The organism is Bradyrhizobium sp. 142 (assembly GCF_023074015.1).
Taxonomy (GTDB): Bacteria; Pseudomonadota; Alphaproteobacteria; order Rhizobiales; family Xanthobacteraceae; genus Bradyrhizobium.
Genome location: NZ_JADPKQ010000495.1, coordinates 1 through 25,114 on the forward strand (window position 1 = coordinate 1; position 25,114 = coordinate 25,114).

General features: G+C 59.7%; 18 protein-coding genes, 5 pseudogenes and 1 riboswitch. Of the genes and pseudogenes, 16 read left to right on the forward strand and 7 right to left on the reverse strand.

Annotated features, from left to right (window positions below):
• Positions 1-240: 240 nt before the first annotated feature.
• Positions 241-1,428, forward strand: a pseudogene (locus IVA82_RS44630) (Glu/Leu/Phe/Val dehydrogenase).
• 481 nt (positions 1,429-1,909) lie between these two features.
• On the opposite strand, the gene IVA82_RS44635 reads toward IVA82_RS44630, so the two are convergent.
• From IVA82_RS44635 to IVA82_RS44645, 3 genes are all read right to left on the reverse strand, one after another.
• The gene (locus IVA82_RS44635) at positions 1,910-3,613 is read right to left on the reverse strand and encodes an outer membrane beta-barrel protein (protein WP_247493931.1); all 1,704 of its coding nucleotides are present in this window, start codon (positions 3,611-3,613) and stop codon (positions 1,910-1,912) included.
• 584 nt (positions 3,614-4,197) lie between these two features.
• A complete protein-coding gene (locus IVA82_RS44640; RefSeq protein ID WP_247389245.1) occupies positions 4,198-4,455 on the reverse strand; it encodes a hypothetical protein in 258 nt (85 codons plus the stop codon).
• A gap of 25 nt (positions 4,456-4,480) precedes the next feature.
• Complete coding sequence (locus IVA82_RS44645) at positions 4,481-4,732, reverse strand: hypothetical protein (protein WP_247389257.1); 252 nt, start codon at positions 4,730-4,732, stop codon at positions 4,481-4,483.
• Positions 4,733-4,949: 217 nt separating this feature from the next.
• Between IVA82_RS44645 and IVA82_RS44650 the strand changes: the two are divergent.
• The 3 genes and pseudogenes from IVA82_RS44650 to IVA82_RS44660 form a co-directional block, all read left to right on the forward strand.
• Positions 4,950-5,414 (forward strand): annotated as a pseudogene (locus IVA82_RS44650) (helix-turn-helix domain-containing protein); the annotation flags it as partial.
• A gap of 64 nt (positions 5,415-5,478) precedes the next feature.
• Positions 5,479-5,739 (forward strand): annotated as a pseudogene (locus IVA82_RS44655) (hypothetical protein); the annotation flags it as partial.
• 161 nt (positions 5,740-5,900) lie between these two features.
• Positions 5,901-6,086, forward strand: a complete 186-nt coding sequence (locus IVA82_RS44660; RefSeq protein ID WP_247389259.1) for a hypothetical protein — start codon at positions 5,901-5,903, stop codon at positions 6,084-6,086.
• A 298-nt stretch (positions 6,087-6,384) separates the two neighbouring features.
• On the opposite strand, the gene IVA82_RS44665 is transcribed toward IVA82_RS44660, so the two are convergent.
• The gene (locus IVA82_RS44665) at positions 6,385-7,074 is read right to left on the reverse strand and encodes an IclR family transcriptional regulator (RefSeq protein ID WP_247389246.1); all 690 of its coding nucleotides are present in this window, start codon (positions 7,072-7,074) and stop codon (positions 6,385-6,387) included.
• A gap of 162 nt (positions 7,075-7,236) precedes the next feature.
• On the opposite strand from IVA82_RS44665, the gene IVA82_RS44670 reads away from it, so the two are divergent.
• The 6 genes and pseudogenes from IVA82_RS44670 to IVA82_RS44695 all read left to right on the forward strand — a co-directional run bounded on the left by IVA82_RS44670 (position 7,237) and on the right by IVA82_RS44695 (position 12,938).
• Entirely contained in the window at positions 7,237-8,025 is a 789-nt protein-coding gene (locus tag IVA82_RS44670) for an ABC transporter ATP-binding protein (protein WP_247389247.1), read from the forward strand.
• On the forward strand, positions 8,009-8,782 hold the full coding sequence (locus IVA82_RS44675; RefSeq protein WP_247324200.1) for an ABC transporter permease: 774 nt from the start codon (positions 8,009-8,011) through the stop codon (positions 8,780-8,782). The genes IVA82_RS44670 and IVA82_RS44675 overlap by 17 nt, the downstream gene beginning before the upstream one ends.
• A 63-nt stretch (positions 8,783-8,845) precedes the next feature.
• On the forward strand, positions 8,846-9,838 hold the full coding sequence (locus IVA82_RS44680; protein WP_247389248.1) for an ABC transporter substrate-binding protein: 993 nt from the start codon (positions 8,846-8,848) through the stop codon (positions 9,836-9,838).
• 54 nt (positions 9,839-9,892) lie between these two features.
• Positions 9,893-11,158 carry a CoA transferase gene (locus tag IVA82_RS44685; protein ID WP_247389249.1) on the forward strand — a complete coding sequence of 422 codons (1,266 nt, stop codon included), beginning with the start codon at positions 9,893-9,895 and terminating at the stop codon, positions 11,156-11,158.
• A 55-nt stretch (positions 11,159-11,213) separates the two neighbouring features.
• The gene (locus IVA82_RS44690) at positions 11,214-12,041 is read left to right on the forward strand and encodes a citryl-CoA lyase (protein WP_247389250.1); all 828 of its coding nucleotides are present in this window, start codon (positions 11,214-11,216) and stop codon (positions 12,039-12,041) included.
• Positions 12,038-12,938 (forward strand): annotated as a pseudogene (locus IVA82_RS44695) (SMP-30/gluconolactonase/LRE family protein). The gene IVA82_RS44690 and the pseudogene IVA82_RS44695 overlap by 4 nt, the downstream one beginning before the upstream one ends.
• 572 nt (positions 12,939-13,510) lie before the next feature.
• Here the strand turns inward: IVA82_RS44695 and IVA82_RS44700 are convergent.
• Positions 13,511-14,026: a GNAT family N-acetyltransferase gene (locus IVA82_RS44700; RefSeq protein WP_247389251.1), complete on the reverse strand. Its 516-nt coding sequence runs from the start codon at positions 14,024-14,026 to the stop codon at positions 13,511-13,513.
• Positions 14,027-14,626: 600 nt separating this feature from the next.
• On the opposite strand from IVA82_RS44700, the gene IVA82_RS44705 reads away from it, so the two are divergent.
• Positions 14,627-15,757: an EAL domain-containing response regulator gene (locus IVA82_RS44705; protein WP_247389252.1), complete on the forward strand. Its 1,131-nt coding sequence runs from the start codon at positions 14,627-14,629 to the stop codon at positions 15,755-15,757.
• Between the two features lie 20 nt (positions 15,758-15,777).
• Here the strand turns inward: IVA82_RS44705 and IVA82_RS44710 are convergent, their stop codons facing one another.
• Complete coding sequence (locus tag IVA82_RS44710) at positions 15,778-17,184, reverse strand: ISNCY family transposase (RefSeq protein ID WP_247389258.1); 1,407 nt, start codon at positions 17,182-17,184, stop codon at positions 15,778-15,780.
• Between the two features lie 55 nt (positions 17,185-17,239).
• On the opposite strand from IVA82_RS44710, the gene IVA82_RS44715 reads away from it, so the two are divergent.
• The 3 genes and pseudogenes from IVA82_RS44715 to IVA82_RS44725 all read left to right on the forward strand — a co-directional run bounded on the left by IVA82_RS44715 (position 17,240) and on the right by IVA82_RS44725 (position 18,644).
• A complete protein-coding gene (locus IVA82_RS44715) occupies positions 17,240-17,542 on the forward strand; it encodes a hypothetical protein (RefSeq protein WP_247493932.1) in 303 nt (100 codons plus the stop codon).
• Between the two features lie 112 nt (positions 17,543-17,654).
• Positions 17,655-17,828, forward strand: a pseudogene (locus IVA82_RS44720) (diguanylate phosphodiesterase); the annotation flags it as partial.
• Positions 17,829-18,440: 612 nt separating this feature from the next.
• A complete protein-coding gene (locus IVA82_RS44725; RefSeq protein WP_148740553.1) occupies positions 18,441-18,644 on the forward strand; it encodes a 4Fe-4S binding protein in 204 nt (67 codons plus the stop codon).
• Positions 18,645-18,664: 20 nt separating this feature from the next.
• On the opposite strand, the gene IVA82_RS44730 is transcribed toward IVA82_RS44725, so the two are convergent.
• A complete protein-coding gene (locus tag IVA82_RS44730) occupies positions 18,665-18,820 on the reverse strand; it encodes a hypothetical protein (RefSeq protein WP_247493933.1) in 156 nt (51 codons plus the stop codon).
• Positions 18,821-19,736: 916 nt separating this feature from the next.
• Positions 19,737-19,937, forward strand: a riboswitch (cobalamin riboswitch).
• Between the two features lie 99 nt (positions 19,938-20,036).
• On the opposite strand from IVA82_RS44730, the gene metE reads away from it, so the two are divergent.
• Both metE and IVA82_RS44740 read left to right on the forward strand, forming a co-directional pair.
• Positions 20,037-22,352: a 5-methyltetrahydropteroyltriglutamate--homocysteine S-methyltransferase gene (gene metE / locus IVA82_RS44735; protein ID WP_247389255.1), complete on the forward strand. Its 2,316-nt coding sequence runs from the start codon at positions 20,037-20,039 to the stop codon at positions 22,350-22,352.
• 900 nt (positions 22,353-23,252) lie between these two features.
• Complete coding sequence (locus IVA82_RS44740; protein WP_247389256.1) at positions 23,253-24,911, forward strand: tyrosine-type recombinase/integrase; 1,659 nt, start codon at positions 23,253-23,255, stop codon at positions 24,909-24,911.
• Positions 24,912-25,114: the final 203 nt, after the last annotated feature.

Consider the following 25,114-nt stretch of genomic DNA (forward strand, 5'->3'; position numbering starts at 1 on the left):
AACATCCCGCCTGCCGAAGCCGAGCAACGCTACTACGCCATGCTGGAACAACCCGCCATGGCGGCATAACTTAAACCAAATGGCCTCCGGCAAACCCGGAGCGGTTCATGACCGCGAGACGCAATCTTGCTGATTGGACTAGTTGTCTCGCCCACACTGAAACGCGCAACACGCACTAGGGAGCTCGGTGCTCTGAAGCACAAGCATTCCAATGTTTCATATCCAGCCTCAGGAGCTATCGTGACTGTCTACACTGGGCCAGTGTTTGAGATGGCCGTAAAGCAATTCGAAGTGATCGCGAATTATCTGGGGATACCGTAAGACCCCGCCTGCTGCTGCCGAAGCGATCTGTCACGGTGTCGTGCCCAATTCACCGTGATGACGAGCACAACGGCGGTTTTTGAAGGCTATCGGGTGCAGCATCACCTTACACTTGGCCCTACAAAAGGGGGCACCAGATTCGGGCCAACCGTCGACCTTGGCGAAGTCGCAGCGCTCGCGATCTGGATGAGCTGGAAGTGTGGCCTGGTCGGATTGCCATATGGCGGCGCCAAGGGCGGAATTAACGTCGACCCTTCTAGCTTGTCGAACCGTGAGCTTGAGACTCTGTCGCGCCGGTACATGCTGGAAATGATCCCGTTTGTTGGGCCGCACACAGATGTCACAGCTCCCGATCTTGGAACAAACGAGCAGATCATGGCGTGGTTCATGGACATCTACTCGATGTATCAGGGCCAAACCGTCACCGAGATCGTGACTGGCAAACCTGTCAGCGCTGGCGGAACGCTCGGTCGCCGTGAAGCCACAGGCCGGGGTGTGGCTCATTTGGTTCGCCGCGCAGCGGACGAGCTCAAAATCCCACTCAATGGCGCCAACAGCCGTTGTTCAAGGCTTTGGAAATGTCGGTTCGATCACCGCACTCGAGCTACACAACATGGGAGCGAAAGTGATCGCGGTCAGCGATCACACGGGCGCGCTTTATCGACCTCGGGGGCTCGATATACCACAGCTGGTCGGACATGCTGCCTCGCAAGGTAGCCTGGATGGCTACTCCAGCGAGCTTGCTCTAGATCCAGGCGAGTTGCTGACGATCCCGTGTGACGTGCTTGTTCCGGCTGCCCTGGAATGGGTCATCGACGCCGAAATAGCCAGTAGGAAGGCCATCGGGAGGAGATCTTCCTCATCCCCGATATTCTCTGCAACTCGGGCGGTGTCGTGGTCAGCTACTTTGAATGGGTGCAGGACCTCCAGCGACTGTTCTAGGAGGAGGAGGAACTCACGCGTAGGGAGTATCAACTTTTGGACCGTGCTTTCGAGCGCATCCTGGCGCGAAGCAAACGTGAAAACCTGTTCAATCGCACGGCAGCCATGGCGATAGGTGTCGAGCGCGTTCGCGGAGCAAAAGAAACACGCGGACTGTTTCCCTAGTAATGTGATCTCGCTGAATGTCTTTGTTGTCAGTTCGATATGTCGGGCCGATGACAGACCGGACTTTCTGCACCGTAGGCCCAGGTGGGTCGCCGCCGAAGTTCACGGCGGCGGCCCCTTCTTTACTAGTGAATGAGTGCGTGCGTCTTACGAATCGCCCGTCGATCAGAATTGAACCTTGTTTTCCCCGTCACACTTCGTGAATCGTCCTACAAGGGCAAATCTTTGCGGGGCTTGTTGAAGTTGCCGATTCCAGCCTGGCGCCGCTTCCACGTTTCTATCAGCTGCTCGACAGTATCTGACTACTATTTGGCAGCGGAATCCACCGTAAACCCGCCGCCGGCGGGCCACGCCGGTAATGACTTCCACCTTCGAAAACGTCTCGGACGGTTCAAGGTACTTCTGCTAGGAAAACGCGTACGGCTTCAGGATGCTCGTCCAGGAAGGCTGGAGTCTGGAGCTTGACTACGGTGCGGCCTTTTCAATTGACCTTGTAAGAGGCCTGAAAGAACGTGCCCCAGCGCTCCATGCTAAACTTCGAAAACCCAGTCGCAGTGGTTCCCGGATAACAGCCTGTGCATATCGTTTCGCTGTCCTTTTGGGTCCACATTGCCCAATAGCGCCCGCCGACGCCGATGCTGAGATTATTGGTGATGAAGTAGGACAACACGCCTTCGACCTGTACACCCCCGCCTCCGTTCCCGCGTTGATCAGCAAAGGTAGTCGTCGGGCGCAAGAGATGGTGGTCGCGACCAGCGAAATCGGTCCAAGGCAGGTAAGCGACATCCGTGCTTAAACGCCAACGCTCGGTAAGCATGGTTTCGGCGCTCAGGCCGACGCGAGGTGCATTCCACTGCGTATCCTGGCTGCCAATAATTTGATCAGCGGACGCCCGGCATAGTTGCATGGGGTTGGCAATCTGCATGCATCCCATCGTGTCGGAGTTCTGGGCGTAATAGGTCCAGCCGATAAATCCGCCGAGCTTGTAGTTGGCGCCGCGCAAAAAATCGTAACCTACGTCGGCCGTGTAGTACGTGAACCTCCCGTTTGCCTGGCCCGATATCGTGTTGCTATATGAGCTGCGAGGGATGCCCCAATCTTCATCGTTGAACTTTCCTTTCTCGAAGCGCCCGATGCCGACGTTGCTCTTCAGGAACACTCCCCACGGGCTGTCAAGACGGCCAAATAATTCCCCGGAAAGTCCATCTAGGCCGTGGTAGGTGAGCCTTGATATAAGAATGTTAGGATCTTCAGTAGCGATCTCATCGGGAATAGCGCTGGCGTCCCATTGGAATCGTCCCCGGCTGAGCCAGAGCCGCGATCCGCCTTCGAACGACCAACCGGCCGTGTAAGCAATCGGCGGCGCGCCGGCAGGTGCTTTCGCGTACAGCGGCGCATCGGACCATTGGGCCGCCCATGGGTCCGCGCCGAAATGGTAGTTCAACCCCATCTTTCCGATGTGATAGTTGCTGGACAGGCTCGTTGTGTTCGCCGGAAGAATTGCCAACGGCGGAAGCTGCACCGTCGGAGGCGTTGCGACACTTGGCCCACCGAAATGCAGATAGTCATACTCTACTTTGACCGACCATGCAGGCGTAAGCGCTTGCTCGATGCCCAGCCCGATGATGCCACCGACCTGACCATAGTCGAAATGAGTGTTCTCCTGTGGCTGCAGGCCATTATATTCGTTGTTATTGAGCACGTTGCCCTGATTGTATTGCCAAGCCACGCCTCCCTTGAGATAGGCCAGCGTATGGCCGAGAGCGCCGAACGCGTAACCGACGCGGCCGGTCCCGGTGGCAAAGAGATTTGGACCTGCCGTGCAATTTGCGCTCACAACAAAGCCCGAGGCGGCCAGGCAAGTATTTGTGCCATCGGAGACAGCACGGCTGGCATCTAGTTCGACGCCAAACACCCAGCCGTTCTTCTGCCAATTGTAGCCGATCTGGCCTCCTGCGAGGAACACTGGGGTATCGACGATGCCGCCATAGATTGACGGACCGTAGGGATTGCTGAAGGAGGTTCGGCCGTACCCACCGCCGACGTGCCCGCCAATATAGCCTCCGGACCAGCTCCACACCGCGGGTGGCAGTTTCATTTCCGGCTCAAGGTCCGCCGCATTGGCTGCACCGCTTGCGATGAGCGCAATTGTTGTGGCTCCCGAAAGAAGAACTCCAGATCGCATCCAATACTTCCCTGCATTTTCTCGGTCCACAACCGAGCGCCCTTAAGCTATCGCCGCAGCAAGCCGTCGGGGCGGACCAGACGCTAACGGCGATGCGCGCCGAGTCCGTCCCGAAGACCATCGCACTGCGATTGGTGATGATGACGTGAACAACGCAAACCTCGTGCCGAAGAGAGTTCGAGGCTCTGCAGGCACTCCGTAAGGTGTGTAGCGTCAAGTTGCTGACATTTGTCTCAAGACTGACAGTCTGCGCTGCTATCGTCCGACAGGACGTTGCGCTTCGAACAGTTGTCCCATCGCCCCTCAATACGCGGGACGCGCGTTAATGTAGGGCATTCAACTCCGCATCGTTCAGCGCGGTGATCGAGGAAGCGCTGCTTGGCGTCATGGGCGATCGCCGCTGCAATCGCGGCCGCCAAGAGAGCTAAGGAACGGCGGGATCAGGTGCGTGATGCTCTCCGCCGACATCATCCAGCCGTGCGCCAACTGGTGCTGATCGCCAGCGACGATCTCATTGCCGGCTTCCTCAATCGCAATGGCCTCAAGACCGGCAACGGCAATCGCGTACCCGCGAGCGCGTCACATCAATGCGCTCGAACTACCACATCCCGGTGTTTAAGCCTGCCGATGGCGGAGTAGTGTGGTCGCCGCCGGGCCGTGTCCCCGTTGGTCTGCTTCACCGGCAGATCGAGATTGTACTCGTGGAGCCAGCAAAGCGCCTGTCGCGCGCCGCCCAGTTCCTCGACCGTGTCGAACACCATCTTGATCGCTTCCTGGACACGCCGATCCGGATCTTTCTCATAACGGTCGCCGGCCTTCATGAAGCCGACGGGCGCTGCCACAAGCAACTCGCCCCGGCGCGCCTTCTCATAGCGTACCGAGAGCGAGCGCTGCCGCAACAGATCCGGTTCGTACTCGTTGAGGCTGCCCTTGAGCCCGAGCAGCAGGCGGTCGTTGCCGTGCCTCGGCGCGTAGATGGTCTCCTGATCGACCAGAACCGGTATCGACCACGCGGCACATCTCGATGAGTTGCTGCCAATTCCGACTGTTGCGAGCGAAGCGCGAGACCTCGCGGGCGCAAACCGCACCAACCTTACCGAGGCAAACCTCCGCTACCATTCGCTCGAAGCCGGCGCGTTGTACGCCGCCGGCGGCTGAACGACCGAGATCATCATCGATCACTTCGATCTCTGACTAAGCTGGGTGATGACGGACTGAGATGGGCGGCGTATCGAGGCGGGTGTCGAGCCTGCCAGAACCTCTCAAGGAGAGCGATACGCCATAAACGAGACCAGTACCCACTTTTCTTGGTCGTGAGTCGTGATTCAAGATATGGATGATCCTTGAAGCAAGAGAAGTCCACCTTTCGAGGAAAGATCGTAAGGCGCTTGAGGCGTGTTGTCGCTCGCCAATGACGTTGCAGCGCGATTTGAAGCGGCGCGGATCGTTCTGTTGGCGGTGGATGGGCGCAGCACCCGGTCAATCGCCAAGGAAGTTGGGGTCCAGCCGCGGATTGTCAGCCTTTGGCGGCATCGCTATGCCGACTATGGCCTTGAAGAGCTGCAAGACAAGCCGCGGCCTAGCAAGCAGCCGATTTATACGAGGACGACCGACAAGCGGATTCTGAAGCTGCTGGATAAGCTGCCCCCGCAAGGGTTTGCACGCTGGACAGGCCCTCTGCCGGCCGAGGCGCTGGGCGACGTTGACGTCCAATATGTCTGGCGGTTTCCTGCGCAGCCACAAGATTGACCCCGCGGCTCGCAAGTCCTGGTGTGAGAGCACCGACCCGAACTTCACGGCACCGCTCGTGCCCCCACTATTTGATTGTTTGCGTTGAAGGTCTTACTGCGCTTCTCTGTAGCGCCATGTCCACGAAATCCCGCGAGTTTCTGTTCGGCACTCAAATCAGAATGTCGGCCGAGCGTGCAATGGAGGCGCGCAAGCAAGTCGACAAGCTGGCTTGTGAGGCGTGGAAGGGACCGACCCCGCCGTCACCTACGATCGGCGACGCGATCAATGCCGGTTATTTTTACTTGGAAGTTCGGTGCCTGGGGTGCGACACCAATCAGACCGTGGCGCTCGACATCATCAGGCGTGCGAAGACCACGCCGGTGCATGAGCTAGATGTGGTCTTTCAGGAGGTTGTCCATCTGGTCCGAACCGAGGAAGCTGAGGTTGCGAAGCTTCAGTGTTCCACGGAAAGACCAGATGAACAGTCACAAGAATGCTCCCCTGACGCCGAAAGGTCGAGAGGCCATGGTGCGGTGTGTGGAAGCGGGACTGAGCAATGCACGCCGCCGCGCGCCAGTTCAACACCACGCCGAAGATGGTGGCCAAACGGGTCGAACGGCCGCACAATCTGCGCAACGTTCTGGCCGCGCTTGCATCGATGTCGGCGCGCCGCAGCTTGGCCCTCAGCATATGCCGGCTCCAGAACACCAGCACATATATCGAGCAGCGTAATAGCCTTTGAAGAAGCCTCCCTCCTGATGCCCGTGTACAGGTTGGTGGCGTCGAGATCGAGGATGATCTGCGGCGGGATCACTTGGACGACTACAGGAACAGCTTCATGGGCGTCCCACCACTGCACTACGCTCTGTCGTTATCAGGGCATTCCTTGAACCACCACCAAACTCTTGTCGCAAAAGAACGCCTCGCCGATTCGCGCCCCGACGCGCCTCAACAATGTGAGAAATCCACGCTGCGCTCAGGAGAGACCCTTGCGGCACCCGCTGAGCTGTGCGTCATAAACGGAACGCTGCCATTGTAGCTCAGCGCTCGCTTGCAGGCAGCAGACCGATCAGCGCTTTAGCCTCGGACTTCAGAACTACAATCGCAGCCTTCCGAGCATCTGCATCAAAGCGAGTCCGAATGGCGGAGACCGAGAGGGCGCCGCGCAATTGGCCATGAACATCGATCACAGGCACAGCTGCGGCCGCGACCTCAGGATCCCGCTCGCCGATCGAGACGTAGAAGCCACGATCTCTGACCTTCTTTCCATCGGCTGATGCAGAATCGCGGTAGGCGGTAAGAACACGGCCGGCAGCGCCGCGGTCAATCGGCAATCGCTGACCCTCTTCGAGGTGATGCCGGACCGAACGCGGAGAATTGACGCGATAAAGGCAGATGCGCTCGTCGCCCTCCGCGATGTAGAAGGATGCGGTCTCTCCGGTTGCCTCGACCAGACGATGGAGTGAGGGTCTGATCAGGTCACCGAGGTCGAGCCCGCGCTGATAGAGCGCCCCAAGGCGCCATAGCTCCGGTCCCGGTCGAAATAGCCGGTCCGTACCCCGCACCAGGAAGCCATCCGCCTCCAGAGATGCGGCAAGGCGAAGGACTGTGCTCTTGTAGAGGTCAGTCGCATCCGCAATCTCCGTCAGCGTCATCGCGGCGCGCTCCGGGTCGAACGCCTTAAGGATTGCCAGTGCCCGCGCGACCGCATCAACCCCTGTTCTTACCATCGATACCTCTGGTTCTGCTGTGCAGAACCAATAGTCAGAATGACACCAGGAGTCCAGCCAGCTAGCGCGAGCGCCATTCTGCACATCAGAATACGATTGACTCCTCCTGAGACGCGAGTTACTCGGTTCCAGACACCAGAACAAGTTCTATGGAGCGAAACAATGGGGCGGCCGGGACTTGCCGTGGACTTGCGCGACGTGATGATTTGCTTCGGCGACTTCACGGCCGTCAAAAGCATGAACCTCCAGGTGGCCGAGACTGAATTCGTTGCAGTGGTGGGGCCGACCGGCTGCGGAAAATCGACCATTCTCAACACTGTCACCGGACTGCTGAAGCCCGCCGCCGGCGACGTTCGCATTTTCGGCAAGTCTCTTACGGGCCTGAACGGTCAGTCCGGCTACATGCTTCAACAGGAAGGGCTGCTGCCCTGGAAGACCGCCCAGGACAATGTCGGCCTCGGGCTCGTCTTTCAGGGCAGCTCGATCGCGAAAGCGCGCGAGCAGGCACGGCCCTGGCTCGCCAAGGTCGGATTGAAGGGATTCGAGGAGCGCTATCCGCATCAATTGTCCGGCGGCCAGCGCAAGCGCGTTGCGATGGCACAAACCCTGATCATGGAGCCCAAAATCGTTCTCATGGATGAGCCGTTCTCCGCGCTGGACGTTCACACACGCCGACTCATGCACCGCATCCTGCTCGACCTCTGGCAGGCGGACCGGCGCTCGCTCGTCTTCATCACCCATGATCTCGATGAGGCCATCACGCTGGCGGACCGCGTCGTTGTGATGTCTGCCGGTCCCGCCAGCCGCATGGTTGCCGACGTCAGGATCACGCTGCCTCGTCCGCGCGATGTTTCTGCGCTGCAGACCACCGACGAATTCGTCGCGCTCTATCGTGAAATCTGGTCGCTGCTCGGCGCCGAAGTGGAGAAAAGCTATGTCACGCAGGGGTAGGGTCGCTCTCACGCAGTTCGCCATCCTCCTTGGCCTGATCCTGATCTGGGAATTGGGCGTGTGGGCCGGACTGATCGATCCCTTCTTCTTTCCGGCACCGTCGACACTTGTCGTAAGGATCGGGGAGTGGATGTCGACGGCGGACTTTTGGACCGATATTGGCATAACATTGCTGGAGACGGTCCTGTCGTTCCTGGCTGGCATCGGGATCGGCACAGCACTTGGTATCTGGCTGGGCTTAAGCCCGTTCGCTGCCGAAGTCGTTCAGCCCTTTATCAAGATGTTCAATGCAATCCCGCGGATCTTGCTTGGACCCATTTTCGTCATCTGGTTCGGATTGGGCCTCACCTCCAAGGTTGCGCTCGGCGTCACGCTGGTTCTATTCGTCGCATTCTTTAACACGTTCCAGGGCGTCCGCGAGGTCAATCCGGTCGTGCTGGCGAATGCCCGCCTGCTGCGTGCATCGAAGTCGTCCCTGCTACGGCACGTCTACCTGCCGTCCGCCACGACCTGGATTCTGTCGAGCCTGCGGGTGTCCGTCGGCATGGCCGTGATGGGAGCCGTGGTCGCCGAATATCTCGGCTCGTCCGCAGGATTGGGGCACTTAATTGCGCAGGCCGAAGGTGTCCTCGATGCGACCGGAGTGTTCGCAGGAATTATCGTTCTCTCCGCCTTTGTCGTTGTCCTCGATGCAATCGTCGACTGCGCGGAAAAGCGGCTCCTGGTCTGGCGGCCGGCGCCTGCGCACGAAAGCTGATCGTACGCTCTCCCATCAATCATGGAGGTTCGCATGCACGTTTCCATAAGACTGACGCCGGTCGTGGCGCTGGCCGCATTCTCGGTCATTTTGGCGCACGCCACCGAGCCCGAGAAAACAAAATTGAAGATCGCCGTGGGGTCACAGATCCTCAACTACATGCCTGTCGAACTTGGAGTGAAGCTTGGCTCCTTTAAGGAAGAAGGCCTTGACGTTACCGTCGAGAACTTCCAGGCCGGTGGCTCAAAGGCTCTGCAGGCCCTGATCGGCGGCTCCGTCGACGGGACTATCGGCTTTTACGATCACACCATTCAGATGCAGGCGCAGGGTAAGCAAATTTCCTGCGTGTTCCTGCTGAATGACATTCCCGGCGTCCTGCTCGGTATCCGCAGCGACCTCGCCGACAAGGTCAGAACCGCCGCCGACCTGAAGGGTCTCAGGCTCGGGATCACGGCGCCGGGGTCATCGACGGAGACTATGGCGCGTTACTACATCAAGAAGTCAGGATTGGGTCCACGCGATGTCAACATCATTGCCGTCGGCAGCGGCGCACCGGGCATGGTGGCGCTTGAGGCCATGAACGTCGATGCCCTGGTCTATTTCGATCCCATCGCGACGCTTCTCGCGCGCAAGAAGAGCGCGACAGCGCTGTTCGATGCGCGCTCGATCGGAGGCTCAAAGCAGGCCTTCGGCGGATCCTATCCGACCGCGTGTCTCTACCTTCAGCAGTCTTTCATCGACAAAAATCCCGAAACGGTCCAGCGCCTGGTCAACGCCTTGCTCAAAACTCACCGCTGGATCAACGCAACGCCGACGGCGCAGCTCGTCGATACGATTCCTCCTGGTTACAAGACTGACAATCGCGAGGTGAATATCGAAATCATGAACGCATCGAAAGCGCTCTTCTCGCCAACCGGGCAGATGGACATTGAGGCGGCCAAGGTCCCGCTGGCTGTCCTGAGCGACTTTGATCCAAAAATCGCTGCCGCAAAGATCGACCTGAACAAAACCTTCACCAATCGCTTCGCGGAACGCGCCGCACAACAACTGAAATAGCTGCCCGCCGGCTAAGCCCTCACCATCGGATCACCTAAAGGAAGGCGTCTTCAGATGTCTCTGCCGCTCACCGGCATCCGCGTCCTGGACCTGTCGAACGTGTTGGCCGGTCCGTTCTGTGGTTATCATCTCGCGCGTCTTGGCGCGGAGGTCATCAAAGTCGAAAATCCGCACGGCGGCGACCTCGCGCGGCGCCTCGGCGCCGATCCGCAAAGGGCAGAGCGCCTGCAGGGCCTCTCTTTTGTCGCGGTTAACGCCGGCAAGCAATCCGTGGCGCTGGACTTGAAGTCGGAATCGGGCCGCGAGGTATTCTTGCGATTCGTCAAGGAAGCCGATGTGGTGCTCGAAAACTTCCGGCCGAAGGTGATGGAACGGCTTAGCCTGGGCTTTGATGTGCTCAGCAGACAGAACCCGCGTCTGATCTACTGCGCGATCTCCGGCTTTGGGCAGAGCGGGCCGTGGTCCGCCCGTCCAGCCTACGACCAGATCGTTCAGGGTCTGTCTGGTGCCATGAGCGTCACTGGCGATACGGCCTCGGCTCCCCTGCGCACGGGCTTTCCGATCTCGGACACGATTGCGGGACTGACTGCTGCCTTTGCCATCGCCGCGGCTCTGGTCGAACAGCGGCATAGCGGTCGCGGTCGGTTCATTGACGTGTCCCTGCTCGAAGCCACCGTTGCAGCGATGGGATGGGTCGTCTCCAACCACCTGAACGCTGGTGTCGAGCCGCAGCCCATCGGCAACGAGAACTTCACCGCGGCTCCCTCCGGCACGTTCCGCACCGCAACAGGCCCGCTGAACATTTCCGCCAACGAGCAGAAGCAGTACCAAGCCCTATGCGACCTGATTGACCGACCGAACCTGAAGACGGATCCACGCTTTGCTGGGCGCGAGATGCGCAAGGTCAATCGCGCAGCGCTGAACACGGAGTTGAACAAGGCGTTGAGTTGCAAGCCCGCTGACCAATGGGAGGCCCAAATGAATCTGGCTGGAGTCCCCGCAGGCTGCGTGCTGACGGTCTCGCAAGTTTTGCAGCAGCCACAGCTCCTCGAGCGCGGATTCGTCGAGACTTTGGCCCCAGAACAAGACGGTGCGCAGCCGTTACGAATCACGCGGCCGGGCTTCCGGCTGGATGAGGAGTTTTCGGTGCCTTCACCACCTGCGACGCTCGGAGCAGACACCGAGCGATGGCTGCAGCGGCTCGGCTATTCGTATGCGGAGGTCGAGCAACTGGTCTCAAGCCGGGCCGTCGGGACGCCAAAGCAAGGAGAGGCTGATTTCCTGCCCGTCCGCGTAGCCGCGGACGGACCAATATCATGATATTCGACGGCTTGCGGCGGTTGGCAATCGGCAGGTTGAAAGGGCGGAACCGGAAATGAGCGAAGAAGAACTGCGACAGCAAGCGGCCCGTTGGTGGCGAACCTCCATCTGCGACATCGCGCCCGGTCGCATCGCCTATCGGGGTTATCCAATCGAAGGTTTGATCGGCCGGATTTCCTTTCCCGCCATGATCTGGCTGATGTTGCGCGGCGATCTGCCGACGCCAGCGCAGGAGCGGCTGCTGCAGGCTGCGCTGGTCGCGTCCGTTGACCACGGTCCGCACGCGCCCTCCATCGCAATTGCGCAGATGGCGGTGAGCTGCGGGCTGCCCCTGAACGGTGCGATGGCCTCCGCGATCAATACGCTCGATGACGTGCACGGCGGAGCAGGGGAGCAGGCGGTCGAACTCTACGAAGATGTGCTGCGGAGGCGCGATGGCCTAGAGATCGGCGAGGCCGCGGCCGCCGCAATCGACCATTTCACCGCAAGGCGCGGCAAATATCTGCCCGGCTTCGGCCACCGGTTTCATCCGGTCGACCCGCGCGCGGCACCGCTATTGGCGCTGGTGGATGGCGCAGGTGCTGAGGGCAGTGTCAGCGGCGACTATGCCAAGGCCGCCCGCGCGATCGAGCGCGTGATGCAGCAGCGCAAGGGCAAACTCATCCCAATGAACATTGATGGCGCGACCGCGGTCATTTATGGCGAGCTCGGCTTCGCGCCTCCGCTGGCGCGCGGCGTCTTCTGCCTGTCGCGCGCGGTCGGAATCCTGGCCCACGCCTGGGAACAGACCAGGCGCAAGGATCGTAACAAGGGACCGATGCCCAAGCAGTTTGGCTACAAATATGAGGGCCAGCCGCGCCGCACGCTGGGAGGCGCGTCATGATGTATCTCGACAAGCCGCCTCAGCTGGTTGAGACCCGCGTGTTCTCGTCGATGCCGGCGGAATTTCGTCGCCCTGGTGTTTCCTCGAAATGGGCCGGATGCCAACCGCGGGGGCCATCCGGTGGATTGTTTCATCGAGGGGCCGTCGTTCGACAAGTCCGGGAATCTCTACGTCGTCGATATCCCCTTCGGCCGCATTTTCCGGATTTCGCGCGACGGCATCTGGTCTCTGATAATCGAATATGACGGCTGGCCGAATGGTCTGAAGATCGCACCTGATGGCCGCGTGCTGGTGGCCGACTACATGAACGGCCTCATGGAGCTCGATCCGCAGCGGGATACTATCAGCCCGCTTCTGGGGCACCGCAATTCCGAGTCCTTCAGAGGCTGCAACGACCTGCATATCGCGACCAACGGCGACATCTATTTCACCGATCAGGGGCAAACTGGATTGCACGATCCGACCGGCCGGGTGTTCCGACTGCGTCCTGACGGCCGGCTCGATTGCCTGATTTCGAACGGGCCAAGCCCGAACGGGCTGGTGCTCAGTCCCGACGAGGCCGTGTTGTTCGTTGCAATGACGCGCGACAACAGCATTTGGCGCGTGCCGCTGATGCGTGACGGCGGGGTTGCGAAGGTGGGACGGTTCAGCTTGTTCTTCGGGACCAGCGGTCCTGACGGGTTGACGATGGATCAAAAAGGGCGGCTCTTTGTCGCTCACGCCTCCCTCGGCCACGTCTTCGTCATGGTGCCGAACGGCGAAACGATCGCCCGCATCAAGTCCTGCGCTGGGGCGACCTGCACGAACCTCGTATTGGAGGCGGCAAACGGCACATTGCTCATTACGGAATCCTCTACCGGATCAGTGTTGATGGCTGATCTCGCTCACCTTCCTTGAACGTTAGCCAGCAGGAGTGACAAGGTGGTACCGAATCCTTTCACGCGACGGTCCACCGAATCAAGATGCAGGAAGGAGCCCGGTAGATGATTGGCTTGCCAGTTGCCGAGGCATTGTACTTGGCGACGAATGGATCGCATTTGTGTGCGGTGATCCGAAACGGCGTCAGTACGTCGCATTGTGTGGGAAGCACGAAAGAGCGACTCGGCTATCGTTTGTAAGGCTGGGTCGGGCTTCGCCCCCAACGGGCCGCCGCCGACCTGGCTCCGCGCCTTTTAGCCGGGCCGGTTTCGGCTCGCGGTCCACGAGCCTTGAGAAGACCATCGTATCGCTTCGCACCATGAAGAACGATTTGATGGCTGATACCCGCCAAGAAGGTCGAAGAGGTAACCCGCTCGCAGTGGGAATAAGCACCGCATCAGCGTCGAGGTTCTCGATCATCCTCGGCCGCGACGCACGCGTTGGAGCGTTCGTTTTGAGAACCAACAAGCAGCAGGATTTGCTGCTTTGAAAGTCTTTACTGATAGGCCCAGGAGCACTTTTAACTGTGTGGAGCAGAGATCGCAGTACTGTCATAGCCTCTTGCGCGCGCGCAATCCTCCAACCCGATATCCCCTCTCCTCGTAGAAACGGCGTACCCGTTCTAAGGCCGGATAGCCATCCGGGGGCAACGCAACCTCAATCATCTGCCAGCCTCGGCGCTTCGCCTCCGAATGTACCGCCTCGAGCAGATGCCGACCGTGGTCAGAGCTTCGGAAGTCGCGAGAAACCCATAGCTCCTGAAGCACACCGTACGCTCCGGCTGCTCTCACGGCCTGTACGGCCGAGATGGCAGCGACCCCTACAATCTGCCCCGTGGCTTGTTCCTCGATGACAAAAATGAAGCCCTCTTCGGGATCCTGAATCAGGCGCAAAGCCGCCTGCGTCGCGCCTTCAAGACTGAACTCTGGTCCGGGGCCACCTAATTCAGAAAGTAGCTTTTCGACGGCTTCTGCGATCGCGTTCTCATCTCCTGGCACGCCTTTGCGCAAAGCCGTGCCCCCGTGGGGCAGGCGTTGCGCTTCAGCGCCAACACGAACACCCGTCATATTTGTCCCTCTAGTCCCTCTTGAGGAAATCCATGTTCAGAAGGATACAGAAAATGCAACTGAGAGCAACTATCAAGCTCGGTAGGGAATAGGACGTCCGCACTCGCAATAAGCAACAGAGGTGCGGTAAGTGCAAGCTGTTGCCGTTCTCAGAATCGACTGCGGCTTGACCTACTGCGAATTCATGATGGACTTCCTTCGATTGAAAGGAAATCCACGAGACTGCACATTCGCGCGTGGGCAGGCCGGCCATGCCGATCAAAGATTTCGTAAGAGTGATTGCCGATCGTCACTCACGAGCGACTCGATTCAGTAGATCTTGCAGCATGATAATCGCCGTGCCATAGGGCGCATCAGCTCGGCGCGTCTGAAGGTGAGATTCCCAAACTCGCGTGCGTCACTCGTACAAAATTGCGCGAAGCGGGGCAGGTATCATACGCGTGCGCCCGACAAAATCGTCTGAACAACATCGCGAAAGATTTTGCACGCTAATGCACTATCTTAAGCTTACCTCGAAGAATCGAAAGATAATGGCAAGCACTGCTTGTTTGGACCTTCGCTCCTCGGTTAAGGGACCGTCACGGAACGGGAGTGGTTGCGATGGAGCATGGGCAGGCCGAACTGGTCGGAGGGAAACCTGTAATCTTCGGCCAGCGTAAGGTGCGGCCGCGAGCGTGCGTGGCCGTCGGCAAGCGGCATCTGCGCGCGTTTCTACGGGATGTGCTGGAGGATATGGGGTTTGTTATCAGCGAATGCGGGACTGCTGACGAGCTGCCGCACGTACTCTGCACGGAATTCCCTGATCTGATCCTGCTCGGCATTGGCTCGGATCGCATCGAGCCTGGACGATTGCTCGAGATACTCGTACGCGAAGAATTTGCAGGCAGAGTGCTGGCGTTCGGCGCCCGCGAGTCGATCGTCATGACGGCAGTGCAGCAGGTCGGGGGCGAATATGGACTTGATATGCTGCCGCCGCTGAGGACGCCGTTTGCAGCCGAGACGCTGCGCGATCGGGTCGCCATGCTCTTGCCCAGAGAGCCGGCGCCCCGTCCCGCAGTCCATGTCGGAGAAGCCTTACACGCTGGCTGGCTTGAGCTCTGGTATGAGCCGAACTTTGACGCGTGTACCCTCAGCCGCCGCGGCGCCGAGGCGCTTGTGCGAATGCGGCACCCGACCTGGGGCGTTGTTCCACCAGCCTATTTCATCCCGGAGGCTCACGATCCGCATTTTAGGGAGTTGTCGCAGTTCGTGATCGACCGCGCGATCAAGGATTGGCAGTATCTTCTGGAGCAGCAAACTTCGATCGATCTCTCCATCAATCTCCCGGCAGCATTCCTGATTGACCCGCAGGCGGTACGCGATCTCTGTCAGCGCATGCCGTCGCACCCCGCTTTCGGCGGCTTGACGATTGAAATCGAGAGCGAGGAAGCGATCCAGAACCTAGATCTCCTGATCGAGGTCGCGCGTGAGGTTCGCTTTCACAACATTGGCCTTGTAATCGACAATGTCGGCGCCAATTGGCCGCAGCTGATGGGGATCGAAAAATTCCCGTTCATGAAATTAAAAGTGGACCGGCAGTACGTCGCCGGTTGCGGAAATGGGCCCCTGAAGCGAACGGTGTGCCGCCATATCGTCGATCTAGCTACTTCTCAGCGCAAAATTGACGTTTCCAGGATTGAGGTCAATGGGTTGCCGCAAAACAAAACCCGCCGGGGTGAGCGGCGGGCCTGAGTTTGCTTAGGTTGAGGTGGTTACTGGACGGATTGTTTTTCCATTGTGCGACCGATGTTGACGACGTTGTCGGCGATGACGCCCAGCCCGACCCAACGCTTCATTCCGGCATCGCCTTTGTAGCGGCAGCGATCGAGCCCGTGTCGCCGCTTGACCACGCTGATGCGTCCCTCGCACCCGGTCCGCCATTTTTGTCCGTTGCGGAACCAGCGCTTCCTCTGCTCTCGTTTGCGCTCGGGGCTCTTGGTCGAACGGTTGGGAATGCAGACGCGCTTGACGCCCTGGGCTTTCGCCGCTGCCTCGTTCTTGGCGGAGTAGAATGCGGCGTCCGCTGCCACCAAGTGCGGCGGACGCCCCAGCATTGCTCGGTGCGTCTCGATGGCGGCAATCAGCAAATCCGAATCGCTCGGACGCCGATCATAGACCTCGTAGTCGATCACGATCTGGTCCTCGGCCTCTTGCAACTTCACCATCTTGCCGAACTCGTTCGGCTTGCCGGCCTTGCCTTTGCGAATGATCTCCGTCGATGGCTCGAACAGGCTGAGGATCTTGCCTTCGGCGTGTGTGTCGCCACGGAAGATACGCGCTCTCGTCTGCTTCATCACTTGCTTGACCAGCGGCACCATCGCGTCGAGCTCCTGGCGTAGGCCGTCGAGCACCAGCTGCTGCAGGACGTTCCTCGCACGCTTCGTTCCTCTGGCGACCTCTTTGGAGAACCGCTTCGCCTGTCCCACCACTCGACTGGTCGCATTGAGCAGCTTGCCATAGGATCGATTGAGCTTCTCCCGGCTCTGCTTAGCTCTGGAGCGCGCCGCCCGGGCGATGTCCAGGACCCGCAGCTTCACGCTGCGACTGCGGTCGCACAGCTTGGCGCCAGTCTCTCCGGCGATCTTGCCAATCCTTTTCATGGTGCGGATCAGAACTCGCACGCCATCGCCCAACAAGCTCGAATCGGTCGGATAGTGGACGTTGGTCTCCACCACGGTGGTGTCCACGCGCATTCGGCGCCCGGCCGCCAACCCATTGGCCTGAGCCAGCTTCACCAGCCTTTGGTGAATCTGCTTGACCACCTCGGGCCCCACCGCCACGCCCCAACGTCCCATCGTCTTTGCATCGGGCGTCTTGCCGGCGCCGACGCGGGTGAAGTCGCGGTACACCAGATTGGCGCGCACCTCGCGCTCCAGCACGCCATAGCTCCAGTTGCGGATGTGCTTGAGGATCAACAAGCGCAACACCATCTCGGCCGGCGCGCCCAGCCGACCACGACTGCGGCTCTTGGGATGCCGTCTCGCCAGCGCTTCGTACACTGCAGCTACGATCTGTTCATCCGCCAGCACCCGGTCGGCGTGCTCCATCCAACCTTCGCGAAGATCGCTCACTTCTTCAGTGATCAACCCATCGCCAAAGCTGAGCTGTGCCCGCCGCATCTTAATCACGCCGTCCTCCCGAGCGCATTCGACGCGGCTCCGGACGCAGCAAATCATGATTGAGTTCGCAAATGGTCTCGATCGATTGCTTCAGCTTCTGATAGTTGTCCAGCCAGCGGCGAACCTCGGCGACGCGCTCGCGACGCACGCTGAGTTGCCGCGTGCGTCCACCAGCATAGGTGACCGTCAGAACAAACACCCGGTGCCCTTCGCCACGCGCGCATTTCGGGCAGTCTTTGGTATGTCGGACAGTGCGTTCCAGCAGCGAGCCACGCAGCAATTCGCCGGTGACCGGCAGCTTGCCGACAAGCTTCTCGCGCGCTCGAAGGGATCGATCTCGAATCATTCACAAGAATGAATCAGATCGCAGTCGCCCCTGTCAATTTCAAATCCGTCCGGCCTTGCAGGTTTCCAGGCCCTGAGCGATTCTCCCACAGCAACCGCGCACTTCATTTTTGCGCCGGAAAGTAGCTAAAGAGTACAGTGTGCGCACCGTTGCCGCAGGTGTGGAGAGCCACGCCGACCTGATCGCTGTGACCGAACTCGGCTTCGACCTTGCGCAGGGCCATCTGTTCGGAAAGGCCATGCCGCTGAAGCAATTTGCACAGTCATCTTTCAGCCCTGTTCCACTTCGTCCAAAATAGTTGCATGAGGAGTGGCTGAGCACAGCCAGGCAAAGCGTACCAGCGCTCGCCCGCGCCGCCATGCCTACTCGGCACCAGGCATGCGGCTGACTGCAATTAAATCGGTCACTTTGCAAAGCCAGTATCGCTCCTCCCGGCGGAACTTCATTTCCCTCCGAAGCGACGCCGAAGGTTATTGTAGCACAAACCCGTTTTGGCAAGCCTCCAGCGAGTCAATCCGCGGAGTTAACGTTGCAGCCGTGAGCGAGGCTTGCACAAAACCTCCAGTCAGGGCGTGTGACCGGAGGTTTGCCGAGATCCGGCGTAGACGTGCGTCGGCTCGCGGCTTTTAGTCGCGCCGCCAGTTTCGGAATCGTCGAGCGTCGCTTGGCCCCGCGCTGCCATGCCAGACAAAACCGACGGAAGCTCGCAGCGGTCGACTGGCTCTCGGAGTAGGGCCCGAGGGCTCGCATAGCTTGAAATTGAAGTGGCCCGTTGCTGTCGCAGATGCAACATGGTCTCAGACCCGGGACAGCACAATTGGGCAAATTGCCCATCATTGAGCGCGTCTGTGTTTGGCACGGCATTTGAAAGGGATCGCCAATGGCATCGCTCGCCAAGGAGTCGGAAGGCATGGCTTACAAGATCGTCGCTTCGCAATGCACCGTTTGTGGGGCATGCGAGTTCGAGTGTCCCAACGCGGCGATCAGCCTCAAGCGTGACATTTACGTTATCGATGCCAAAAAGTGTACGGAGTGCGAGGGCCATTCCGACACGCCGCAATGCGCGGTCGTCTGTCCGGTGCCTGACACCTGTGTCCCGTCTAAGACAGCATAAGCAGCCGCGTCCAGACGGCTTCACCGCTCGATTTCGCGAACGAAGTAGTAGATGTCGAGCTTGAGGAGGCCGCCGACCGCATGGGGCGCATCGAGGTCGATCAACATCGTTATGACCTTAAGGCGCTGATCGACTCCGAGAAGCCCTCGAAGGGCTCTGTCAGAGGACACGGTCAAATTTGTCTCGAATAAGGACAAGGCCGCCTCGATGCTCCAGTCGCCGCGTTGAGGCTTATCGTCGCTGGCTGACGAGCCGAGGCGAGGTGGACGGGCGTCGAATATCGCAAGATCGATTTGCAGGATATCTAAAGCTACGTCACGGCCGAAGCCGAAGAGAGGTCTTCTCGCGCGACGAGATCGGTCCGGAGATCCTGAAGACGTGCGAGAAGCTCGGCATCCGCTTGGCCGTGGTCACCGTGCACGAGTGCATGGAGTCTAGGGTTATAGCACGATCCCGCCGCCCGCGCTTTCGCCGCTTACTCCAGTTTCGCAAGTCAGCGTGCATCCTGAGGTCCGGAACTGTTCCTGCGATGTCGCGCAGGCCAACGTCCAGGCTGCACCACCCGCCAAGCGGCGACGGACACAACGAAGGCGCGCGCCAAAGTCGCTCAGCAGGTGAGTGCCTGGCCAGGAGATCATCTTGACCAACGCCACGGACGCGATCGAGCTCGCGGCTCGTCGCGGGGTCAGCCGAACACAGGCAGTCCGACCTGATCATCCGTTCGATCCTGGAGTAATCCGGCCTTTGCAATTCCTAAGGAGCCTCATCGCGCTGTGATCAAACGGATGCCGGCCGAGGATGATCGCAACTTCCTCACGGGCGAGTTCGAGAAGCTGCTGACGGAAAAGACCAGGCTTTGTCGCGATCACGCAGATGTCGAAAGCGCCCGGGCGCGTTCGTTCTGCTCGCGCTAGCTCATCCGACTACGCGAACAGGGTGTTGAGCGGACGCATTCACAAGCGGAGCCTCCACAGATCCACGCGTTTTCACGAGGCCGGGAGTAAGTTTGTTGTAGCCTACCTAGTACAGTTCGCAATCGCTTGGGCAATATCGCAGCGACACTCAGTAGGTTGACGGATCGATCCTCGTGCGCATAATGCCAGCCGTCGTGGTCTCCGGATTTCGTTTGATCCGGAGCTAAGAGGGAAGCCGGTGCAATGCCGGCGCTGCCCCCGCAACTGTAAGCGGCGAGCCGCTGTCCAACGAAGTCACTGAAGCCATGCGGCTTCGGGAAGGCCGGATAGCAGCGACGACCCGCGAGCCAGGAGACCTGCCTCGACAATATATCGTCCACGGGCGGGGTGTCCCGGTGTGCGCCAAGCAGCTGTCGCTCACGCGATATTCGCTGCATGCGTCCGCCATGGCCTTTGCCCCAATTATGGGGTCTGAGCTATGTCTATTCTTTCGCTTCCCGTTGCCACACTGGGGATGTCACGCATCGGCCCACGACGCGAACTCAAATTCGCGCTTGAGAGCTACTGGGCGGGAAACTCCAGCGAAGCCGAGCTCCTCGAGGCGGGGAGTGGACTTCGTGCCGCTAATTGGGCACGGCAGAAATCCCGCGGTGCGACCGTCATTCCTTCGAATGACTTCTCGTTTTACGACCATGTGCTCGATACCAGCGTAATGGTCGGCGCCATTCCCGACGTCTACGGCTGGACCGAAGGTCCTGTGTCGCTCAAGACCTACTTCACCATGGCGCGTGGCGCTCAGGACGGTGGTCACGCTCAGCATGGGCCTGGCGTAGCCGCACAGGAAATGACGAAGTGGTTCGATACCAACTACCACTACATGGTGCCGGAATTTCACCAGGATCAGATCTTTAAGTATTCCTCTCGAAAGCCGATCGAGGAATATGAGGAGGCAAAAAGCCTCGGCTACCAAACGCGCCCCGTCCTAGTTGGCCCAGTCACTTTCCTGAAGCTCGGCAAAAGCGCAAATCCCGCATTCAATCCGCTGTCGCTGCTTGATAGGCTCCTCCCAGTCTATGTCGATGTTCTCCGCGAACTAGCCTCGCGCGGTGCTGAATGGGTTCAGCTCGACGAGCCATGCCTAGTGATGGACGTCGACGAAGCATCGCGGGCGGCTGTCCGCCGGGCCTATGCTCATTTCGCAAAGGTTGTGCCGGCCCTTAAAATCATGCTGGCCACTTATTTCGGCGCTATCGGCGACAATCTTGAAACAGCCTTGGCCTTGCCCGTTGCCGGGCTTCATGTCGATCTGGTTCGGGCACCCGACCAGTTGGACGCAATTGTCGCCAAAGCCCGCAGAGATCTCGTGGTCTCGCTAGGCGTCGTTGATGGTCGCAACGTCTGGCGCTCCAATCTTGCGGCGCTGGTCGACCAACTTGCCCCTATGGTCAAAAAGCTGGGCAGGGACCGTGTTCAGATTGCTCCTTCCTGCTCGCTGCTTCATGTTCCGATCGACATTGAGCTAGAGACCGATCTCGATCCCAATCTGAAGACGTGGCTGGCGTTCTCAGTTCAGAAGATCAAGGAACTCTCGATATTGGGCAAAGCGCTGGCCGGCCATGCTGCCGAGGTGGCCGATGAACTTGCGCTTTCGGAGGACGAAGCCGTGACCCGCGAAACATCGCCCGAGATTCACAATGCGAATGTCGCCGGACGAATGGCCGCAATCGACGATAGCATGCGTCGCCGTCGCAGTGCGTTCACCCAGCGTGCCGACGTCCAGCGCGTCGCGTTCGCATTGCCGATGTTTCCAACGACAACCATCGGATCCTTCCCGCAAACGGTCGACGTCCGAAATGCGCGTGCGGCTCATGCGCGGGGAGCGCTGAATGACGCGCAGTACGAGCAGCTTCTGAAAGCGGAGACAGCCCGTACCGTGCAGTGGCAGGAAGATATCGGCCTGGACGTGCTCGTACATGGTGAGTTCGAGCGCAATGACATGGTTCAATACTTTGCCGAGCAGCTGTTGGGATTCGCTTTCACCAAGCACGGTTGGGTTCAGTCTTATGGGTCGCGGTACGTTCGTCCGCCTATCCTGTTCGGAGATGTTTCCCGGCCGAAGCCGATGACCGTTGAATGGTGGCGCTATGCGCAGTCTCTGACCAAGAAACCCGTCAAGGCTATGCTGACCGGACCGGTGACGATCCTGAACTGGTCGTTTGTCCGCGACGACATCTCGCGGAGCGAGACATGCCGTCAGATCGCTCTTGCGATCCGAGATGAGGTCATCGATCTTGAGGCGGCTGGAGCGACCATGATCCAGATCGACGAGGCTGCGTTGCGGGAGGGATTGCCGCTACGCAAATCGCAGTGGAGGAACTATCTCGATTGGGCAGTGGACAGCTTCCGCGTTTGCTCCTCCGCTGTCGCCGACGGAACTCAGATCCATACCCACATGTGTTATTCCGAGTTCAACGAAATCATCGATGCGATCGCAGCAATGGATGCTGACGTCATTTCAATCGAGACGTCGCGTTCTAAGATGGAATTGCTCGAGGCCTTCAAGAGCTACAAATATCCCAATGAGATCGGGCCCGGCGTCTATGACATTCATTCACCGCGCATTCCCGCAGCGGCGGAAATCAAGCAGCTGATTGTGTTGGCGCGGCAGCGAGTTTCCGATCGGCAGCTCTGGATCAATCCCGACTGCGGACTGAAAACGCGAAGGTGGGAGGAGGTGCGTCCCGCGCTCGTCAATATGGTGGCCGCCGCACGCGAGTTGCGGGCTGAGCCATGATGGTGCGGAGCGTTTCGCCAACGCGCTTGTGAATAAGATGCACGCGCTTTGGGGGCTTACGATGTCCTTGCGAGCTCCCAAAGTTCCCAGCGCCTGCGAATGCCGGCCGGCGCCGGCGGAGGCGGTCGCATACAGCCGGCGATAAGCTCGGTTTTCGATCCGACGGCGGACAGCATGCCGGCGATGCCTGGTCAGGTCACATATTCCGAAGTCAACGCTCGACGCGAAGCACAGCGCTATTTTTCATTTATCCATCGCGTGGATGCGTCCCATCACAACAATCTATTTTACCGCCCTTACGGAATGTCATACGAAATTGGCGCCTTGGCACGCTCTCCGGAAGATAATCGAGCGTTGTTGGTGTTTGGGGGTGCCAAATGCTGCTGCGCGACGGCAAACTGCCGCTTGTGTTTCAGGGCACGGCGGCCAAACCGCTTGCGCGAAGGATCCCAGCTCGATCAAGGTACTGCCGTGCCAACCGGACAGCGGGCGAGTGGTGGACAAGTCGTGAAGTTTCCGACAGGAGCGGAAGGCAAGCGGCTCCAGATTTCGCGCGGAGTGATATCCGCTTCTCGTTGTTTGACGGCGAATGCCCTCGCCGTAAATCGATCGCCGGTAGTCCTCCCTACCGGCGAAAGCTGGTGCGATGCGTAAAGCAGCGTTGTTCCTGCGTGACTTTCGCCCGGCCTCCCGAGGAGGCTGGGCGTTTTTTTGGTGCGCCAGGCATGGCGCGGACCGCCGTGACTGGCGCGATTCGACCGGAGTGGTGTCCGGTCGATGACTTGGAGGTAAGAGTCCTTTCCTGGGCACCATACAATTCTGGATATCAAACAAATCCAGATAGATAAGCCCAATCAGAGTGTTGCGTTGGCCCCGACTGTGTAACAATGGGGTGTAACATTGCTGTTCAGGGTTGTTCGGCCGATGAGCCGGGACGGGTCTCGCTTTCCTTCATTCGTGCAGCGCATTCCAGCGGACGTTCGCGCCAAGGTGGCGGGCATCGAGCTGGCTATTCCGCTCGGTGGTGGCTTCGTTTTTGTGAGGCCTAGCGAGAGCGCTCAGGCCATTCGCTTTTCCCTCCGCACCGCAGAGCCCAGCGAAGCAAAGGCGCGCCATGGAGTCGCTGCGGCCCATCTGGAAGGCGTCTGGCAGGCCCTCCGCAATGACGCTCCCGTGCATCTGAGCCACCGGCAGACGACGGCCTTGGCGGGCGAACTCTATCGCGTTTGGGCGGACAGCGAGAGCCGCGCCCGGAGTGTCGCCATGGTCCACACGCCCGGTGTTGGCTGGGAGCCGGACACTGAGAGCCACGAGGAGCAGGAAGCTCAATGGGCGGCCGTTGTGGACATGTGGGAGAGGGTTGGCGGGGACGGTGACGCCAAGAAGTTAGAAAAGTCGCTAGGGCCCATTGTGGACCGCCTCTTGCTGACCAAGGGCATCCGCCGTGTGGATGGCGAATCGCGTGCTCTCCTGCTCACCGCCTTTTGGATGGCGCTGCGTGACGCCTTCGCGAGCCGCCAACGGAATGCAGGGGGAGACTATTCGCTCGACCCCAAGGCCGCTCGCTTCCCCGAGTGGCAGGCCCCGGCAGATGCGCCGAAGGAAAAGTCAAAGCGGGGCGCCTCCAAGAATTCCCTCAGCGGGCTCGTCGAGGACTGGTGGAAGGAAGCCAAGCGGGCCGGTCGCAAGCAGAGCACCTATGAGAGCTATCGCAACTCGATGGCGCGGCTCGTGACATTCCTGAAGCACGACACGGCGAGCCGGGTGACGCCCGAGGACATCGTTCGCTTCAAGGACTATCGCGTGCAAAGCGGCGTGAGTCCGAAAACCGTGAAGGACAGTGACCTCGCGGGCATGAAGACCGTGTTTGGATGGGCGGTGGTCAATCGTCGGCTGCCCAGCAATCCGGCCGAAGGCATAACCATCAAGATCGGCAAGTCGCGCAAGCTCCGGTCCAAGGGGTTCTATGATTCGGAGGCTATAGCCATCCTGAAGCATGCCCGCGAGTTCGTGCCCGGTCGGGAAGCCCCGAAGCTGGCAGCGGCCAAGCGGTGGGTGCCGTGGCTGTGTGGCTTCACGGGCGCCCGCGTGGGTGAGATGATCCAGATTCGCAAGGAGGACTTGCGGCGCGAAGACAAGCTCTGGGTGCTACATGTGACGCCGGAGGCGGGACCAGTGAAGACGGATGAAGCGCGGGATGTTGTGCTCCATCGGCAAGTCATCGAGGGGGGCTTCTTGGAGTTCTTTGAGAAGTCCAAGGGCGGCTATCTGTTCATTGACCCCAAGGCCGGTGAGCTAGGGGTGCGCAACGCGGTGAAGACGGCGCGAAACAAGGTCAACGAATTCGTGCGCGAGGTGGTGAAGGATAAGAATGTCGATCCAAGCCACGGCTGGCGTCATCGCTTCAAGACGGTTGGGATTGATCAGGGCGTTGAGATGCGCGTGCTCGACGCTATTCAGGGGCATGCGCCGCGCACTGTCTCGGAGGGCTACGGAGACGTGACCATTAAGGCAAAGGCGAACGCTATCGCGAGGTTCCCGGCTATCGATGTCGCTTAAGCCACGGTTAGCTGACAAACCCGTCGGGCCTGCAAGGTCACCTCAGGGCCAAGGCACAAAGTCGCTGCGCTCCAGCCCGCTGCGCGGGAGCCAGAGCCGAGAGACCGGTAGCCGGTTGAGAGGAAGAGCCGGGGTGGCAAGGTCGACACGATCAGCGAGCGTAGTGTTGGCGTGCAACACATGATCGCGCGCGAGTCAGCATC

Coding starts and splice junctions, on each gene's coding strand:
- IVA82_RS44645 (WP_247389257.1), bottom strand. CDS start 4,732: ATGGTAGCGGAGGTTTGCCTCGGTAAGGTTGGTGCGGTTTGCGCCCGC.
- IVA82_RS44675 (WP_247324200.1), top strand. CDS start 8,009: ATGTCACGCAGGGGTAGGGTCGCTCTCACGCAGTTCGCCATCCTCCTT.
- IVA82_RS44665 (WP_247389246.1), bottom strand. CDS start 7,074: ATGGTAAGAACAGGGGTTGATGCGGTCGCGCGGGCACTGGCAATCCTT.
- IVA82_RS44635 (WP_247493931.1), bottom strand. CDS start 3,613: ATGCGATCTGGAGTTCTTCTTTCGGGAGCCACAACAATTGCGCTCATC.
- IVA82_RS44710 (WP_247389258.1), bottom strand. CDS start 17,184: ATGCGGCGGGCACAGCTCAGCTTTGGCGATGGGTTGATCACTGAAGAA.
- IVA82_RS44725 (WP_148740553.1), top strand. CDS start 18,441: ATGGCTTACAAGATCGTCGCTTCGCAATGCACCGTTTGTGGGGCATGC.
- IVA82_RS44705 (WP_247389252.1), top strand. CDS start 14,627: ATGGAGCATGGGCAGGCCGAACTGGTCGGAGGGAAACCTGTAATCTTC.
- IVA82_RS44685 (WP_247389249.1), top strand. CDS start 9,893: ATGTCTCTGCCGCTCACCGGCATCCGCGTCCTGGACCTGTCGAACGTG.
- IVA82_RS44715 (WP_247493932.1), top strand. CDS start 17,240: ATGATTGAGTTCGCAAATGGTCTCGATCGATTGCTTCAGCTTCTGATA.
- IVA82_RS44690 (WP_247389250.1), top strand. CDS start 11,214: ATGAGCGAAGAAGAACTGCGACAGCAAGCGGCCCGTTGGTGGCGAACC.
- IVA82_RS44660 (WP_247389259.1), top strand. CDS start 5,901: ATGCACGCCGCCGCGCGCCAGTTCAACACCACGCCGAAGATGGTGGCC.
- IVA82_RS44700 (WP_247389251.1), bottom strand. CDS start 14,026: ATGACGGGTGTTCGTGTTGGCGCTGAAGCGCAACGCCTGCCCCACGGG.
- metE (WP_247389255.1), top strand. CDS start 20,037: ATGTCTATTCTTTCGCTTCCCGTTGCCACACTGGGGATGTCACGCATC.
- IVA82_RS44670 (WP_247389247.1), top strand. CDS start 7,237: ATGGGGCGGCCGGGACTTGCCGTGGACTTGCGCGACGTGATGATTTGC.